Below are 15,864 nucleotides of genomic sequence, written 5' to 3'. Positions count from 1 at the left end.
CCGGTTCAATGCTGGCAGCTCATGCCCCGAGCGTGGTGACGCTCCTGTAAAAAATGCGAAAACAACCCCATGCACAGTAGGGATCGCACTGAAATCATTGACCGTTTGCAAAATTCGTAAAGAGCGAAATATTCATTTGCACCGTCGGGCAAATCAGGTGCAGAATTGCATCATTACCAATCGTGAATCCGCCGGCCGGCGCCGAGCCATTAACTGCTCGGAAGGCATCGCCGTTTCGAACCAAATGCGCAGATCACCGCAAGAATTCCTCGATAACTTCGAGAAACTGTCGCGGCGATTGGAGCTGTGGCACATGCGCACAACCGCCGAGAATCCTGAGTTCGGCGCGCGGCAATCCGGCGGCCAGCTCATGTGACATCGGCGGCGGCGTCGCTTCGTCGTGCTCGCCGACCATCACGAGGACCGGAACTTTCACCGCGACGAGTTCCGAGCGGAGATCGAGGCTTGCCAATGCGTCGCACGCCGCACGAAACACGTCCGGATCTGTCCGCAGAAAGGCGGCACGGCGATCCTGCATCAGTTCAGGATGCTGCGCCTGAAACTCCGGCGCGAACAGGCGCCGCATCGCGACGTCAGTGATCGCCTCCAGTCCTTTCTCTCGCGACACCTTCGACATGTTGCGAAACGCTTCGCGGCCGGGCTCCGAGAACGCCGCGCCGCTGTCGGCGAGAACGAGCTTGCTGGCGATGTCGGGATGCCGGATCGCCATCTGCAGGGCGACGAAACCGCCATAGCCATTGCCGAGCACGATCGCCGGCGCGCCACGCGCAGCATCGTGCACAGCCTCGGCCATTCGGTCCGCAATCCTGGCAAGGCCGCCTTCCACCGCACGCGACCTGCCGAAGCCCGGCAGCTCCGGCACGATGACGCGAAACGATCCGGCAAGCGCGGGCACGATCGCATCGAAACTCGCACGGTCCGACAACAGCGAGTGGAAGAGGAACAGCGGCGGCCCCTCGCCCGATTGCGCGGCGTTGACGGTCCCGTTGGCAAGAAGCCTGTCCATGTCCGGTCTTTCCCCGACTACGTCGGCCGGCCCGCGTGATCGCAGGCCTCATCGGTCCGATTGATAAATCAAATCGGCGGGATTTCAAGTTTTTGGGTCTTGACGTGAAATATCAGGATTGCCAAATTAGAGCCAACGAGGTTCCATAAAATCATGCTTTTGCGCGAAAACATCTACGATCTCCTCAGGTCTGATATTTTAGCATGTCGCCTTGCTCCCGGCGATGAAATGCGAGAGCAGGATTTGGCCGAGCGTTATTCGGTGAGCCGTCAACCGGTTCGGGATGCGCTTTTGAGGCTGCAGCGCGAGCATCTCGTGACGGTGCAGCCGCGCCAGGGCTATCGGGTCACACCGATCTCGCTGTCGGACGCCCGCGACCTGCTGCGCTTCCGCCTCGCGCTGGAGCCGGCCTGCGTTGCCGAGGCGATCGAGAGCGCGCCCGACAGCGTCTTGAAATCGCTCGACGAATTCCGCCGCTTCTCGGGCAACCACGAAGACTTCATCGCCTACAATCGCGGCTTCCACACCGCACTGGCGCATGCGTCCGGCAATCGCCGCATGGCAACCGCGCTGTGCGACCTGATCGGCCAGGCCGACAGGCTGGTCCGCGTCAGCGTGTCCAATCTGAAAGGCCACGATCCCGCGAAGCTCGTCGCCGAGCACGTCGCCCTGATCGACGCCATGCAGAATCGCGAAGCGAGAACCGCCGCGCGCATCATCAAGGCCCATATCGGAGCCACCGAAAAACGCGTCCTGCCGGCGCTCAAGCGCAACGCCGTCATAGTCGAAGAGAGGTCATCATGAACGTTCCGTCGAAACCGGCGTCGATCGACGTCGAAACCCACGGCAATTTCGTCGACGGGCGTGAAGTCGAGGCCGGCAATGGCGCCATGCTGGACGTCCGCAATCCCGCAACCGGCGATGTGATCGCCCGCATTCCCAATTCCACCGCCGAGGATATCGACCGCGCCATGACGAGCGCGCGCGCCGCGTTCGAAGGCAAGGCGTGGGGCGGCATGGACACGCGTGCACGGTCCAGGCTGGTCAACAGGCTCGCCGATGCCTTCGAGGCCAATCTCGACAGCCTGTACCGGCTGGAGACTCTCAACAACGGCCGTCCGATCAACGAGACCCGCGCGCAGCTCTCCCGCCTGCCCGACTTCTTCCGCTATTTCGCGGGCGTTGCGCTGGCGCGCCGCGACTCCGTGATCCCGGTCGAAGGCGCATATCTCAACTACACGCTCCGCACCCCCATTGGCATCGTCGCCAACTGCACGCCGTTCAATCACCCGCTGATGATCCTGTGCAAGTCGCTCGCCGTCGTGCTGGCGACCGGATGCGTTACCGTGGTCAAGCCGTCCGAATACACGCCGCTGACGACGTTGAAGCTGGCGCAGATCTTCAGCGAGGCAGGCCTGCCGCCCGGCGTCTTCAACATCGTTCTCGGCCTCGGCCAGAGCGCCGGCAAGATGCTGGCCGAGCACGGTGACATCAACAAGCTGGTCCTGACCGGCGGCACCGAGGCTGGCCGCATCGCCGGCAGCGCGGCCGCAAAAGTGTTCGCGCATCAGACCATGGAACTCGGCGGCAAGACGCCGGTCATGGTATTCGACGATTTCGACGTCGACCGCGCCGTCAACTATGCCGCGTTCGGCGCGTTCATCGGCGCCGGACAGACCTGCGTCTGCGCCTCGCGCCACATCGTTCAAGCCTCGATCTACGACGAATTCGTCGAGAAGCTGCAGGCCAAGACCCGCACGATCCGCGTCGGCGACCCCTTCGATCCCGCCACCCAGATGGGTCCCGTGATCTCGGCCAAGCAGCGCGACCGCGTGCTGTCTTATGCAGGTTACGGCCATGAAGACGGCGCGCGTCTCGTCACCGGCGGCGTCGCCGCCAAAGTGCCGGGCCATGACAACGGCTATTTCGTCGAGCCGACGGTCTTCGCCGACGTCAGATCCGACATGCGCATCTTCCAGGAGGAGGTGTTCGGTCCCTTCACCTCGGTGACGCCGTTCAAGGACGAGGCCGATGCGCTGCGGCTTGCCAACGACTCGCCGTTCGGCCTTGCCGCTGCGATCCGCACCCGCGACGTTGCCCGCGCGCATCGCGTCGCAGCGTCGGTCAAGGCCGGCATCGTCTGGATCAACGATCATCACCGGCTCGACCCGGCCTCGCCCTGGGGCGGCGTCGACGATTCCGGCATCGGCCGCGAATGCGGCACCGAGAGCTTCAACGACCACTTCAACACCAAGAGCGTGATGGTCGCGACCCACGAGCAGCCGTTCGACTGGTACCGGCGACACGGCCAACCAGAAGCGACTGAACTAACAAACAGCGACAGGCGGCAGATCGCTCAGAGAGGCGGGCCGCATCAACCAGAACGACAGTCAGGGGAGAGCGTAAAATGTCGACATCGGTGAACGCAGGCGGCCGTCTTGATCGCCTGCCGATCGGGCCATTCCACCGCCGCATCATGCTGCTGATCGGCATCGGCATGTTTTTCGACGGCTTCGACATCTACATCGCCGGGACCGTGCTCAGCGTGACGCTGAAGACCGGCTTCTCGACACTGGCCCAGAATGCAGCCTTCATCTCTGCGACCTTCGTCGGCATGATGCTGGGGTCGTTCGGCACCGGCTTTCTCGGCGACCGCTACGGACGCCGCTTCACCTATCAATTCAATTTGCTGCTTTTCGGCATCGCCTCGCTTGCCGCCGCGTTCGCGCCGAACATGGCCTTCCTCATTGCCTGCCGCTTCGTGATGGGCGTCGGGTTGGGCGCGGAGAACGTCGTCGGCTATTCGACGATGACGGAATTCGTGCCCGCGCGCACCCGCGGCAAATGGCTCGGCCTCACGGCCGTGTGCGTCGTCACGGGCCTGCCCGTCGCGCTGCTGGTCGCATCCGTGCTGGTGCCGCAATTCGGCTGGCGCTCGATGTTCGTGCTCGGCGGCGTCGGCGCGCTCGTGGTCTGGTACATGCGCAAATCGCTGCCGGAATCGCCGCGCTGGCTGGAAGCCGTGGGGCGCACCACTGAGGCGGAAGCGCTGATGCAGGCGATCGAGAAGGAGGCGGCCCAGGGGCAGCCCCTGCCTGCGCCTGCGGCCGCATCACCGGTACCGGTGTCCCCCGATCTCGGCACGCTGTTCACTGCTCCCCTGCTGTCGCGAATGATCGTCGGTGCCGTCTGCCTGATCACGATCAACACCCTGCTCTATGGTTTCGTCACCTGGCTCCCCGTGTTCTTCGTCAAGCAGGGTCTCTCGGTCGCGACCTCGTTCGGCTATTCACTGCTGATGGCGCTCGGTGCACCGATCGGCGCGGCCATCGGTGCATTGACCGCGGACCGCTGGGGCCGAAAGCCGACCATCATCGGCGCGTCCGTGATCACGGTAGCGTTCGGCATTCTCTATCCGATGATCTCGGATCCGATCCTGCTTCCGGCCGTCGGCTTTGCACTGACGGTGCCGATCTACGTCCTGGTCGCCCTGCTGTTCGGCATCTATATCCCGGAACTGTTTCCAACCGAGGTCCGCCTGCGTGCGTCCGGCATCGTCAACACGCTGGGACGCGGCGCGACGATCGCCACGCCATTCCTGGTCGTGTCGCTGTTCGAGTCGCGCGGCGTGGCCGGCGTGATGGCGCTGATGATCGGGCTGCTGGTGGTGCAGATCATCACGGTCTGGGCGTTGGGCATCGAGCCGCGGCATCGCAGTCTCGAGGAAATGAAGGCGGAGGAAACAGCGGCGCCGGTGCTCAAGGAAGCCTCCTGAGTTTAGCTCTCGGCGATCTGATATGTTCCGCCTCCCCATATAAGGTCGTCATGCCCGGGCTTGTCCCGGGCATCCACGTTCTCGGTGCCGTGTCGTAAGGCGTGGATGGCCGGGACAAGCCCGGCCATGACGCTGTGGAAGCGGTCGACGCCCCGAACGCCGCCCCGACCGGCGGGCAGATCTGGTTCCCGTTGCGCCGCCTCCTCATCCCGCTTCCAACATTGCATGTTCGGCGTCAGGATCGGTTGTCCAGACGACGACATACAATGGAGTTCGTGATGACCGCAGATGCCCCTGACCTCGACTACGGCTCGATCGGCGCATTGTCGGGCGCCCTGCACGGGCGCAAGGTCTCCGCATCGGAATTGCTCGAACACACGATCGCGCGCATCGAGGCACTCGATGGCCCTATCAACGCCATTGTCGTTCGCGATTTCGATCGCGCTCGGGATGCCGCACGCGCCGCCGATGCCGCGCTTGGCCGTGGCGAGCGGCTGCCGTTGCTCGGTATCCCCCTCACCTTGAAAGAACCGTTCAACGTCGCCGGCCTGGCGACCACATGGGGCTTTCCGCACTTCAAGGATTTTCAGCCAGCGGAAGATGCTCTCGTCGTTTCGCGATTGAAGGCGGCGGGCGCCATCATTATCGGCAAGACCAATATCCCGATCGGCTTGCGGGATTTCCAGAGCTACAACGACGTCTACGGGGCAACGAACAATCCGTGGGATCTCGGCCGGTCAGCCGGCGGCTCCTCGGGCGGATCGGGCGCGGCATTGGCCGCAGGCTTCGGTCCACTCTCGATCGGCTCGGATATCGGCGGCTCGATCCGGGTGCCCGCGCATTTCTGTGGGGTGTTCGGACACAAGCCGAGCCTCGGCCTGGTCCCGCTGCGCGGATACAGCCTGCCGCCGGCAGCGCCCGTCCCAGGCCAGGGTGATCTCGCTGTGGTCGGGCCGATGGCGCGCACCGCCTCGGACCTTGCTCTGTCGCTCGACGTGATTGCCGGCCCGGACGAGACGCGCGACGGGATCGGCTATCGCCTTGCACTGCCAACCCCGCGCCATGACAATCTCAGGGATTTCAGGATCCTCGTGATCGGCACCCATCCGCTGATGCCGACGGGTGACGCGGTGCGTGCTGCCATTGGTCGACTGGCAGAACGGCTCGAACGATCAGGCGCGCGCCTCGCACGCGCGAGCGCGTCGCTGCCCGATCTCGCCGAATCCGCGCGGCTCTACATGAAGCTGTTGAACGCCGCGCGAAGTCCGCGCCTGACACCGGTCGCCCTCGCAGAGGCACAAGGACTTGCCGCGGCACTCTTGCCCGACGACCGCAGCCTGCAGGCCGAGCGCGCCCGCGGTTGGGGCATGATCCATCGCGAGTGGCTTGCGATCGACGCGGCCCGCCTGCAGTTGCAGCAGAAGTGGCACCAATTCTTCCGCGAATTCGACGCAGTGGTCTATCCCGCTGCCGCCGTGCCGGCGTTCCCGCACGACCATTCCGAGCCGTTTGACGCGCGGCAGCTCGACATCGATGGCAAGCTCACCAACTACTCCGACGCGTGCTTCATCTGGGCGGACCCTGCTTCGACTTGCGGGCTGCCGGCAACCGCCGTTCCGATCGAGCGCACGCCGTCAGGGTTGCCGATCGGTGTCCAGATCATCGGGCCTTACCTCGAGGACCGCACGACGATTGCGCTGGCCGGACTGATCGAACGCGAGTTCGGCGGCTTCGTCCCGCCGCCGACGCTGTCGGCAATGTAATCCGCAAGATGAATCAGGTTCGGTCCGTCGACTGCGCCTCAACCGCCTGCACCGCCACGCTCGCAACCTGCCGCAACGCCTCGCGGTCGGAGCCGGACGACGCCATCACGCCCATGCCGACCGAGACGGCCGAGACGTAGCGCGCGAGCGCGGCGGGGTCGGCACTTTCCTTGAGATCGCCTTCGGCCTTGGCGCGGATGAAACGGTCGCGGAGCTGGTCTTCATTCCGGGCGCGGTGGGCGGCGAGTTCGAAGGGGACGTTCTCGGAGCCGGTGCCGCAGGCGATGCCGCCCTGCACCAGGAGGCATCCGGGCGGATTGGCGGGATCGGTCTGCTTGTCGGCGATGCCCATCAGCATTCGTTCGGCGACATCCCGGGCCGTCGGAGCCGCTACCACCTCGTTCATCCAGACATTGCGCAGCTTGGTGTAGCGTTCCAGTGCGGCCTTCAGCAGGCCTTCCTTGTTGCCGAAACAGGCGTAGAGACTCGGGGGATTGATGCCCATGGCCTCGGTCAGCTGCGCGATGGTGGCGCCCTCGTAGCCGTGTCGCCAAAACACTTCCATCGCCTGATCCAACGCCGTTTCGGCGTTGAATTCGCGGGGGCGTCCCATGCGCATGTGCCTGTCTCCTCGGAAGCGGCGGCCCGTATCAGTTTAACGCCGGTCCCTATCTAATTGTTCTAGCTTTATTTTTCTTGTGTCTTCCCATCGTCGCGGTAAGCGGCTACAATTTTCTTAGTGAATGGTACATAAGTATCTTGCACTGCGACATCCAGCTCCACATCTGTAGTGAACACTACATATCTGGAGCGCGCAAATGCACCCCGCCCGAAATACCTCCCGCGCCGGCCGTATCCACCGTCTTCTTGGCGGCGTCGCCATCGTCGGCACCCTCGCCGTGGCCGGCGCGTTTGCGACCGGTCACTATCTTCATGCCGCCCAGGCAACCGCAACGGCCGCCGCGGCTGAACAGGCGGTGCCCGTCACCGTCGCCATGATCGAGCCGCGGCAGACCGCGCTGTGGGACGACTTCTCCGGCCGATTGGAAGCCATCAACCGTGTCGAGCTCCGCCCGCGCGTTGCCGGTGCGATCCTTGCTACGGAGTTCACCGAAGGCGCGCTGGTGAAGGCCGGTGACGTCCTCTTCAAGATCGATCCGGCGCCCTACGCGGCCGAGGTCGACAAGGCCAACGCCCAGCTCGAGGCGGCAAAGGCGCGCGTGGTATTCACCACCAGCGAGGTCGAACGCGGCGCGCAGCTGGTCGGCAACGCCGTCGTGACACGCCGCGATTTCGACCAGCGCGAGAACGCCAACCGCGAAGCGATCGCCAACGTGAAGGCGGCCGAGGCAACGCTCCAGACTGCAAAGCTCAATCTCGATTACACCGAGGTGCGCGCGCCGGTGGACGGCCGCGTCGGCAAGATCGAAATCACCGTCGGCAATCTCGTCGCCGCCGGCACTGCCTCCCCGGTGCTGACCTCGCTGGTCTCGGTCAATCCGATCTATGCGTCCTTCGATGCCGATGAAGAGGTCGTGCTGCGTGCGTTGAACTCGATCGCGGACGCCAAGGGCGCGCGCGGCAAGCTCGACCAGATCCCCGTGGAGATGGCGACCTCCGGCGGCTTCTCGGCGAAAGGCCACATCCAGCTCATCGACAACCAGGTCAACGGCCAGAGCGGCACCATCCGGGTGCGCGCGGTGTTCCAGAACGAGGACGGGCGTCTGATCCCCGGCCAGTTCGCCCGCGTGCGCATGGGCCAGCCGAAGCAGCAGACGCTCGTGATGATCGACGAGCGCGCGATCGGCACCGACCAGGACAAGAAGTTCGTGATGGCGGTCGGCGACGACAGCCGCGCGGTGTACCGTCCGATCACGCTCGGCGGCGCCGTCGACGGGCTTCGTGTCGTCACCTCGGGCCTGAAGTCCGGCGATCGCATCGTCGTCAACGGCCTGCAGCGCGTGCGTCCGGGCGCCCTCCTCAAGACGGAGGTCGCGGCGATGGGCGCGCGTGGGCAGCAAGCAGCCTCCAACCACAGCAACCAGGACGTGGTGCAACGCTAGTTACCTCGTTCCGGGGGCGCGACGAAGTCGCGAACTACGGTGCGCAATTGCGCACCTGAGAATCTCGAAGTTAGTGAAACCGAGCACATCACCTCTGGATTCCGGGTTCGCGCTGCGCGCGCCCCGGAATGACGGCGGAGCTGTCCGGAGAGCCGCAAGATATTGCCCAGGGGCAAAGCCATGAATCTCTCGAAATTCTTCATCGATCGTCCGATCTTTGCCGGCGTGCTGTCGGTCCTGATTTTCCTTGCCGGCCTGATCTCGCTGTTCGCGATGCCGATCTCGGAATATCCGGACGTGGTGCCGCCCTCCGTCGTGGTGCGCGCGACATATCCCGGCGCCAATCCGAAGGTGATCGCGGAAACGGTCGCGACCCCGATCGAGGAGCAGATCAACGGCGTCGAGAACATGCTGTACATGTCGAGCCAGGCCACCACCGACGGCGCGATGACGCTGACGGTGACGTTCCGGCTCGGCACCGACCCCGACAAGGCGACGCAGCTGGTGCAGAACCGCGTGCAGCAGGCCGAGCCGCGCCTGCCGGCCGTGGTGCGCCAGCTCGGCATCATCACCAAGAAGTCGTCACCCGACCTCACCATGGTGGTGCATCTGTTGTCGCCGAATGGCCGCTACGACATGACGTATTTGCGCAACTACGCGGTGCTCAACGTCAAGGATCGCCTCGCGCGGATCGACGGCGTCGGCGACGTCCAGCTCTACGGCGCCGGTGACTATTCGATGCGGGTTTGGGTCGATCCGCAGAAGGCCGCCGAGCACGGCCTGACCGCGAGCGATATCGTCAAGGCGATCCAGGCACAGAACGTCGAGGCCGCCGCCGGCGTCGTCGGCTCCTCTCCCAACGTCAGCGGCATCGACCTGCAGCTCTCCGTCAACGCGGAAGGCCGGCTCGCCACCGAGGAACAGTTCGGCGACATCGTGGTCAAGACCGGAACACGCGGCGAGGTCGTTCGCCTGCGCGACGTCGCGCGCATCGAGCTCGGCGCCTCCGAATACGGGCTGCGCTCGCTGCTCGATAACAAGCAGGCGGTGGCGATACCGATCTTCCAGGCGCCCGGCTCCAACGCGCTGCAGATTTCCGATAACGTCCGCGCCACCATGGCCGAGATCAAGAAGAACATGCCCGAAGGCGTGTCCTACCAGATCGTCTACGACCCCACCCAGTTCGTCCGCTCCTCGATCGAGGCGGTCATCCACACGCTTCTGGAAGCGATCGCGCTGGTGGTGCTGGTCGTGATCCTGTTCCTCCAGACCTGGCGGGCCTCGATCATCCCGCTGCTGGCGGTGCCGGTCTCGATCGTCGGCACGTTCGCCGTGATGCACGTGTTCGGCTTCTCCATCAACGCGCTGAGCTTGTTCGGCCTTGTGCTCGCGATCGGCATCGTCGTCGACGACGCCATCGTCGTGGTCGAGAATGTCGAGCGCAATATCGAATCCGGGCTGTCGCCGCGCGACGCCACCTATCAGGCGATGCGCGAGGTCTCGGGCCCGATCATCGCGATCGCCATGGTGCTGATCGCGGTGTTCGTGCCGCTGGCCTTCATCTCCGGCCTCACCGGGCAATTCTACAAGCAGTTCGCGCTGACAATCGCGATCTCGACGGTGATCTCCGCCGTCAACTCGCTGACGCTGTCGCCGGCGCTGTCGGCGCTTCTGCTCAAGGGCCACAACGAGCCGAAGGACCGGCTGACGCTGATCATGGAAAAGAGCCTTGGCTGGTTCTTCCGCGGCTTCAACAAGGCTTTCACGCGCTCCTCGGAGAACTACAGCGGCAGCGTCACCAAGGTGATCTCGGGCAAGGCCGCCGTGATGGGCCTCTACGTGGTGCTCGTCGGGGTCACTGCGTTGCTGTTCCAGCAGGTGCCCGGTGGATTCGTGCCGGGCCAGGACAAGCAATATCTGGTCGGCTTCGCCCGCCTGCCCGACGGCGCGGCGCTCGATCGCTCCGAAGAGGTGATCCGCAAGATGAGCGACATCGCGCTGACCCAGCCCGGCGTCGAGAGTTCGGTGGCCTTTCCCGGCCTGTCGATCTCCGGCTTCACCAACTCGTCCAATGCCGGCATCGTGTTCTCGACATTAAAGCCATTCGACGAGCGCAAGGGGCCGGCGCTGAGCGGGAATGCAATCGCAGCCGATCTCAACAAGAAATACGCCGGCATCCAGGAAGCCTTCATCGCCATGTTCCCGCCGCCGCCGGTCAATGGCCTCGGCACCATCGGCGGCTTCAAGCTGCAGATCGAGGACCGCGCCGGCCTCGGCTATGAGGCGCTGAACGAAGCGACCAATGCGTTCATGGCGGCGATGCAGAAGGCGCCGGAGATCGCCGGCGCGTTCTCGAGCTTCCAGGTCAACGTGCCCCAGCTGTTCGCCGACATCGACCGCACCAAGGCGCTGCAGCTCGGCGTCCCCGTGACGGAGGTGTTCAACACGCTCCAGATCTATCTCGGCTCCTACTACGTCAACGACTTCAACAAGTTTGGCCGAACCTATTCGGTCCGCGTCCAGGCCGATGCACCGTTCCGCGCGCGTGCCGACGACATCAGGCCGTTGAAGGTGCGCTCGTCCTCGGGCGACATGGTGCCGTTGTCGGCGCTGCTCAACATCCGCCAGAGCGCGGGACCGGAGCGCGCGATCCGCTACAACGGATTCCTGTCGTCCGACATCAACGCCGCCGCCGCGCCCGGCTTCTCGTCGGGCCAGGCGCAGGAGGCCGCAACCCGGATCGCAGCGGAGACATTGCCGCCCGGCTTTGCCTTCGAGTGGACCGACCTGACCTATCAGGAGTTCATCGCCGGCAATTCCGGCCTCTGGGTGTTCCCGCTGGCGATCCTGCTGGTGTTCCTGGTGCTGGCCGCGCTCTACGAGAGCCTGACCCTGCCGCTCTCGATCATCATGATCGTGCCGATGGGCCTGCTCGCCGCCATGTTCGGCGTCTGGATATCCAAGGGCGACAACAACGTCTTCACCCAGATCGGCCTGATCGTCCTCGTGGGACTTTCGGCCAAGAACGCGATCCTGATCGTCGAATTCGCGCGCGAGCTCGAATTCGCCGGCCGCACGCCAATCCGGGCCGCAATCGAGGCGAGCCGCTTGAGGCTTCGCCCGATCCTGATGACGTCGATGGCGTTCATCATGGGCGTGCTGCCGCTGGTGCTCTCGACCGGCGCAGGCTCGGAGATGCGGCGCGCCATGGGCGTTGCCGTGTTCTCCGGCATGATCGGCGTCACAGTGTTCGGCCTGTTCCTGACGCCGGTGTTCTACGTGCTGCTGCGGACCGTGGCCGGCAACAAGCCGCTGGTGCATCACGGCAGCGACATCAGCGCGGCGCCGGTCCAGGGTTCGATCACCACGCCTTCCCACTAGACCAGGGAGATCCCCGAGAGCAGCAACAGGACGAGCACGGTCTTGCGAAAGACCGTCTCGTTGACGCGGTGAAAGGCGATCACGCCGAGCGCGGAACCAGCGAATAGCGCTGGCAGGCTGACCGCGAGATCAACCAAGACTTTCGACGACAGGTCCTGATGTCCGACCAGCAGGACGATCGCGAAGACCTGCATTGCGGCGATGAAAGGCTGCACCAGACCGCGCTGCTCGCTCTTGGGCATGCCGCGCATGTCGCACCAGATCGTCGGGATTGCGCCCGGCATCGCCGTCAGCCCGCCGACGAGCCCTCCGCCGAAGCCGATCAGCGCGACCCAGTGCCGGCCGACCGCGTCACCGGCGGTGATCAGCGTCGGGCGCAGCAGCATGTAGGCCGCATAGAGCGCAACGATGATGCCGAAGCCGCGCCTGAGCAGATGCGTATCCGCGCTCTGCAGCAGCGACACGGCGATGGGTACGCCGATCAATCCGCCGACGATCAGCAGCAGACTGCCCTCCCAGCGAATGCTGCGCCGGAGCGCCCAGAGATTGGTTGCCTGCACGCCGATGCTGCACGCCATCATCAACGGCACGGCTTCGAGCGGCTGAAACACGCGCAGCAGAATCGCGCCCGCGACGGCCGAAAACGCGAAACCCGAGAGCCCCGAAACGAAGGCGCCGGCGAACACGGCAACGCTAAGCAGAATCAGAGTCGTGACATCAGGCACGGACCGTCCTCCGGTCAATCGTAGGGAATCTGCGGAACGGCAGCATCCGGGCTTTCGGTGCAGGCGGCCGCCTCGCGCGGAAACGACATTTGCATGGCATGAGCGTGGGATCGTTCCAGAAGCGCCAGCCCGACCAGTTGAAGCGCGACGAGCGCGGTCGTCAGCGCGATCGCGACGATGTTGAAATTACGCGCGCTCGCAGGCCGGCTGGCCGGCGGCGCGCTCGCGCGCATCAGATCCGTGGGCATGTCCGGAAATATCCTCTTGCTTGCTGAGTGGCATGATTTCGTTCAAAGGCAATGTTTCGCCGGGCTGGGCCAGCAAATGGTGATAGCGCTGCAATGCGCGCCGCGCGTCGATCTTGCGCTGCTCGCGGAACACGGCGCCGACGCGAGCGACGATGTCGCGGAACTTGTCGGCCATGGCAAGTGACGTCCTTCGCATGACGATCTCCTCTCAACCCGTGCGAGAGAATGATGAGACTCACTCAGCCTGCTGTGAGTTGCTTCACAAAGAAGTCTGATACGTCGAAAGAAATCGTGTGACGCGTCTGTAGAAGAGAGCGAAAAAAATCGCGTCATTCGATCGAATGACGCGCGATAACTTTCAAATGATGTCTCTGCTTGAACCTGTTCGCGAGCTGCAGCGAAGAGTCACGCTGCGCGCGTGCGCGTCAGTGCAGCAGCGGATTGGAGAATCCCGCCGCCAGCTTGACGAGATCAGCCTGACGGGACACGCCTGTCTTGGCGAAGACGCGATGCAGATGCGTCTTTACCGTTGTCTCGGCGATCCCCAGCGCGACCGCGGTCTCCGGCACACCGCCGACTTCGACGATCGACTGGAGAACCCTCAGTTCCGCCGGCGTCAGTTCGAAAGTGCGGTCGATCAGGCCGGCACTGGAGCGACTGTCGAGTTCCGCCTTCCAGACCAGCAAGGCTCCGACGGCCGAGCTGCGCTCGGTCGCCCCATCGCGCAGTAGCGAGGGCAGCGCAATCACGTGCGCGACGTAGTGCGATCCGTCATGCGACGTCAGAGAGATCTTTCGACCATCGGCGGCGGCCATCGCGACCTCGCCCGGATCACGAAAGATATTGCGCAGGGCCAGATTGGCCTCGGAGGATCTCGTCACCAGCCGGCCCGAGATCGAGCGCAGGACGTCGTCCTCGGCCAGGATCGCCTCGGCCGCCGGATTGCTGTGGACGATCTGGCAAGCTGCATCGAGCAGGATGACGCCGGCATTCAGACGATCCACGACGTCGGCCAGCGCGCTCGCGCGTTGCTGCTTCCGTTCAATCGCGCGGTTGATCATCAGCGCCCGACTCGCATGCGGGACCAGGAGCTGCATGCGCGCGCGCTGCTCGGCGTCGAGCATCTCCTTGCCCGGGATGACGGTGAGCAGCATCGGACACGGCGAGTTCGACTGCTCCAGCACCACGTTGGCGACGTCGATGCAGCCCTGCGGGCGCAGCCATTCCTGATAGAAGCGCCCGCGGCGGTATTCGTCGAAATTCACGAGGTCCGGAATGTTGCGCACCTCGCCGTAACGGGGAAGCCGGGCGAGCGGATCATGCCGGGAATAGGTTTCGGAATAGAGCTGGATATAGTGAGGATCGACGCCGCAATAATAATGCGTCGCACCGGATTTGCTGACCGTATCCTTCGAAATCAGGCCGCAGGCCTGACTGCCGATGAACGCATTGAGCATGACGACGACGTCGCTCCACAACTCCGGGTGGAGTCCTGCATCATAGATGCTCTCGATCAGCTCGGAATGTCCTAGAGGTCGGGGCATCGGAAGAGCCAATGGTCACATTCGAAAGATTTGCGGAATGTTGTTCGTGCCTGGCGGCTCCTGTGAGTCTGTCGCGAGAGCAAAAGGTTCAACGCAGACGGCGATCTGTCAGTGGACGAGCGGATTGGCAAATCCTGCTGCGAGCTTGACGAGATCGGCCTGCCGGGACACGCCGGTCTTGGCGAAGACGCGATGCAGATGCGTTTTCACGGTCGTCTCCGCGATACCCAGCGCTGCCGCCGTCTCCGGGACGCCGCCGACCTCCACGATCGACAGGAACACGCGAAGCTCCGCCGGCGTCAGTTCGAACGTTCGCGCGATCAATTCGCCACAGGATTGTCCACCGAGCGACACTTTGCGCACAAGCAGCGCACCGGCGGCATCGACCACGCGCTCGCTGCCATCGCGCAGCAGGGACGACAACGGCAGCATGTGAGCGACGTAGCGCTCGCCGGTGGCGGACAACAGCGGAATCGCTTGGCCGCCTGCGGCAAGCAATGCGCCGTCACGGCGGCCCGCGAATGCCTTGCGCAACGTCTGATTGGCTTCAGTGCAGCTGGTCACGAGTTGCCCGGCGACGGACCGCACGACGTCGTCGGCCGCGAGCAGGATCTGACCGGCCGAATTCGCATGCACCAGGCGGCAGAAGCCGTCGAGCAGGAAGATCCCGACCGCCAGATTGTCGAGCACGTCCGCCAGTGCCGTCGCCAGCGTCAGTTGCGCGGTCATGGCGCGGTTGATCAGCAGCGCGCGGCTGGCGTGCGGCACCAGCAACGAGAGGCGCTGCTTCATGCCCCGATCGACCATGCGGCGGCCCGACAGCACGGTCATCATCACCGGGCAGCTCGCATTCGACATCTCGAGCACGACATTGGCCGCATCGCGGCACCCCTGCGGCTGCATCCATTCCTGGTAGAAGCGCCCGCGCCGGTACTCATCGAAATTGACGAGATCCGGAATGCTGACAATCCGGCCGTGTGGCGGCAGGATCGTGAGCGGATCGAATTTCGCATGGGTCTCGGAATAGAGCTGGATGTAGTGCGGGTCGGCTCCGCAATAGTAGTGCGTGACACCGGATTTGCTGATCGCATCCTTCGAGAACAGACCGCAGGCCTGGCCGCCGACGAAATCCCGGATGCCGGCCACCACATCATTCCACAGCGAAGGATCGAGCCCGGCATCGTAGATGGACTCGACGAGAGCTGGCAGCTTTTGCGATCCGTGCATGGCTCAATATGGCACTGAATGATCAATGCCGAGGAGCATAACACAACCGCGGCACGCGGCATCCTCCGATCGGAGGAGAAGCGCCGGCCGGGCGGATGGAGCCCGGCCGGC

At 64.2% G+C, this 15,864-nt stretch carries 12 protein-coding genes and 1 pseudogene; 6 read left to right on the top strand and 7 right to left on the bottom strand.

Features of this window, described 5'->3' with window-relative positions; genetic code table 11:
• Nucleotides 1-253 precede the first annotated feature (253 nt).
• Nucleotides 254-1,027 (bottom strand): alpha/beta fold hydrolase, encoded by a 774-nt coding sequence (locus CIT39_RS14355; RefSeq protein WP_094974668.1) that lies wholly within the window; start codon nt 1,025-1,027, stop codon nt 254-256.
• Between the two features lie 153 nt (nt 1,028-1,180).
• On the opposite strand from CIT39_RS14355, the gene CIT39_RS14350 reads away from it, so the two are divergent.
• The 4 genes and pseudogenes from CIT39_RS14350 to CIT39_RS14335 all read left to right on the top strand — a co-directional run bounded on the left by CIT39_RS14350 (nt 1,181) and on the right by CIT39_RS14335 (nt 6,565).
• The gene (locus tag CIT39_RS14350) at nt 1,181-1,831 is read left to right on the top strand and encodes a GntR family transcriptional regulator (RefSeq protein WP_162308501.1); all 651 of its coding nucleotides are present in this window, start codon (nt 1,181-1,183) and stop codon (nt 1,829-1,831) included.
• Nucleotides 1,828-3,358 (top strand): annotated as a pseudogene (locus CIT39_RS14345) (aldehyde dehydrogenase). The gene CIT39_RS14350 and the pseudogene CIT39_RS14345 overlap by 4 nt, the downstream one beginning before the upstream one ends.
• A gap of 76 nt (nt 3,359-3,434) precedes the next feature.
• A complete protein-coding gene (locus CIT39_RS14340) occupies nt 3,435-4,802 on the top strand; it encodes an MFS transporter (RefSeq protein ID WP_094974671.1) in 1,368 nt (455 codons plus the stop codon).
• A 278-nt stretch (nt 4,803-5,080) separates the two neighbouring features.
• The gene (locus CIT39_RS14335) at nt 5,081-6,565 is read left to right on the top strand and encodes an amidase (RefSeq protein WP_244607580.1); all 1,485 of its coding nucleotides are present in this window, start codon (nt 5,081-5,083) and stop codon (nt 6,563-6,565) included.
• A gap of 13 nt (nt 6,566-6,578) precedes the next feature.
• On the opposite strand, the gene CIT39_RS14330 is transcribed toward CIT39_RS14335, so the two are convergent.
• On the bottom strand, nt 6,579-7,184 hold the full coding sequence (locus CIT39_RS14330; RefSeq protein ID WP_094974674.1) for a TetR/AcrR family transcriptional regulator: 606 nt from the start codon (nt 7,182-7,184) through the stop codon (nt 6,579-6,581).
• A 199-nt stretch (nt 7,185-7,383) separates the two neighbouring features.
• Between CIT39_RS14330 and CIT39_RS14325 the strand changes: the two genes are divergently transcribed.
• Nucleotides 7,384-8,628, top strand: coding sequence for an efflux RND transporter periplasmic adaptor subunit (locus CIT39_RS14325; RefSeq protein WP_094974675.1), 1,245 nt, complete (start codon nt 7,384-7,386; stop codon nt 8,626-8,628).
• Nucleotides 8,629-8,808: 180 nt separating this feature from the next.
• A complete protein-coding gene (locus CIT39_RS14320; protein WP_094974676.1) occupies nt 8,809-12,009 on the top strand; it encodes an efflux RND transporter permease subunit in 3,201 nt (1,066 codons plus the stop codon).
• Here the strand turns inward: CIT39_RS14320 and CIT39_RS14315 are convergent.
• The 5 genes from CIT39_RS14315 to CIT39_RS14295 all read right to left on the bottom strand — a co-directional run bounded on the left by CIT39_RS14315 (nt 12,006) and on the right by CIT39_RS14295 (nt 15,753).
• Nucleotides 12,006-12,734 carry a sulfite exporter TauE/SafE family protein gene (locus CIT39_RS14315; RefSeq protein WP_094974677.1) on the bottom strand — a complete coding sequence of 243 codons (729 nt, stop codon included), beginning with the start codon at nt 12,732-12,734 and terminating at the stop codon, nt 12,006-12,008. The two genes, CIT39_RS14320 and CIT39_RS14315, sit on opposite strands and share 4 nt — an antisense overlap.
• A gap of 14 nt (nt 12,735-12,748) precedes the next feature.
• Nucleotides 12,749-12,982 (bottom strand): hypothetical protein, encoded by a 234-nt coding sequence (locus CIT39_RS14310; RefSeq protein ID WP_162848642.1) that lies wholly within the window; start codon nt 12,980-12,982, stop codon nt 12,749-12,751.
• On the bottom strand, nt 12,921-13,157 hold the full coding sequence (locus tag CIT39_RS14305; RefSeq protein ID WP_244607579.1) for a hypothetical protein: 237 nt from the start codon (nt 13,155-13,157) through the stop codon (nt 12,921-12,923). The genes CIT39_RS14310 and CIT39_RS14305 overlap by 62 nt, the downstream gene beginning before the upstream one ends.
• 250 nt (nt 13,158-13,407) lie before the next feature.
• Nucleotides 13,408-14,526 carry a helix-turn-helix transcriptional regulator gene (locus CIT39_RS14300; protein WP_094974680.1) on the bottom strand — a complete coding sequence of 373 codons (1,119 nt, stop codon included), beginning with the start codon at nt 14,524-14,526 and terminating at the stop codon, nt 13,408-13,410.
• Between the two features lie 108 nt (nt 14,527-14,634).
• Nucleotides 14,635-15,753, bottom strand: coding sequence for a helix-turn-helix transcriptional regulator (locus CIT39_RS14295; RefSeq protein ID WP_094974681.1), 1,119 nt, complete (start codon nt 15,751-15,753; stop codon nt 14,635-14,637).
• Nucleotides 15,754-15,864 lie beyond the last annotated feature (111 nt).

The sequence above is a fragment of the Bradyrhizobium symbiodeficiens genome (genome assembly GCF_002266465.3).
GTDB classification, from domain to species: Bacteria; Pseudomonadota; Alphaproteobacteria; order Rhizobiales; family Xanthobacteraceae; genus Bradyrhizobium; species Bradyrhizobium symbiodeficiens.
Note: the sequence above shows the minus strand (reverse complement) of the source record. Positions and strands in the feature narration are given on the sequence as shown.

What these genes read in the sequence shown, in the direction of transcription:
- CIT39_RS14355 (WP_094974668.1), bottom strand. Translation starts at nt 1,027, where the DNA reads ATGGACAGGCTTCTTGCCAACGGGACCGTCAACGCCGCGCAATCGGGC.
- CIT39_RS14350 (WP_162308501.1), top strand. Translation starts at nt 1,181, where the DNA reads ATGCTTTTGCGCGAAAACATCTACGATCTCCTCAGGTCTGATATTTTA.
- CIT39_RS14340 (WP_094974671.1), top strand. Translation starts at nt 3,435, where the DNA reads ATGTCGACATCGGTGAACGCAGGCGGCCGTCTTGATCGCCTGCCGATC.
- CIT39_RS14335 (WP_244607580.1), top strand. Translation starts at nt 5,081, where the DNA reads ATGACCGCAGATGCCCCTGACCTCGACTACGGCTCGATCGGCGCATTG.
- CIT39_RS14330 (WP_094974674.1), bottom strand. Translation starts at nt 7,184, where the DNA reads ATGCGCATGGGACGCCCCCGCGAATTCAACGCCGAAACGGCGTTGGAT.
- CIT39_RS14325 (WP_094974675.1), top strand. Translation starts at nt 7,384, where the DNA reads ATGCACCCCGCCCGAAATACCTCCCGCGCCGGCCGTATCCACCGTCTT.
- CIT39_RS14320 (WP_094974676.1), top strand. Translation starts at nt 8,809, where the DNA reads ATGAATCTCTCGAAATTCTTCATCGATCGTCCGATCTTTGCCGGCGTG.
- CIT39_RS14310 (WP_162848642.1), bottom strand. Translation starts at nt 12,982, where the DNA reads ATGCCCACGGATCTGATGCGCGCGAGCGCGCCGCCGGCCAGCCGGCCT.
- CIT39_RS14305 (WP_244607579.1), bottom strand. Translation starts at nt 13,157, where the DNA reads ATGGCCGACAAGTTCCGCGACATCGTCGCTCGCGTCGGCGCCGTGTTC.
- CIT39_RS14300 (WP_094974680.1), bottom strand. Translation starts at nt 14,526, where the DNA reads ATGCCCCGACCTCTAGGACATTCCGAGCTGATCGAGAGCATCTATGAT.
- CIT39_RS14295 (WP_094974681.1), bottom strand. Translation starts at nt 15,753, where the DNA reads ATGCACGGATCGCAAAAGCTGCCAGCTCTCGTCGAGTCCATCTACGAT.